The following is a 352-nucleotide window of genomic DNA, read 5'->3' on the forward strand; positions in this document are numbered from 1 at the left end:
ATGTTCAAAGCTTTGCGAATGTTTTAATTGCAGAAACAGAGGAAAATAGACGAGTTGTAGAAGAAGCACAGGTCGCAGAAGAGCAACGAGTTGTAGAAGAAGCGCCAGTCGTAGAAGAGCAACGAGTTGTAGAAGAAACACCAATTGCAGAAGAGCAACCAGTTGTACAAAAAGAAGAACCAAAACGTGAGAAAAAGCGCCATGTACCATTTAATGTTGTTATGTTGAAACAAGATAGAACACGATTAATGGAAAGACATGCAGCTAGAGCAAATGCAATGCAGCCTTCTGCTAATGTACGAGTAGAGAATAAGCCAGTACAACAAGAGGTAGCAGAACCACAAGTGGAAGA

1 pseudogene is annotated in these 352 nt (G+C 40.9%); it reads left to right on the forward strand.

The annotated features are described in order from the left end of the window. A pseudogene (locus MR107_RS30545) lies at positions 1 to 352 on the forward strand (DNA translocase FtsK); the annotation flags it as partial.

The organism is Bacillus cereus group sp. BfR-BA-01441 (genome assembly GCF_022663075.1).
GTDB lineage: Bacteria > Bacillota > Bacilli > Bacillales > Bacillaceae_G > Bacillus_A > Bacillus_A cereus.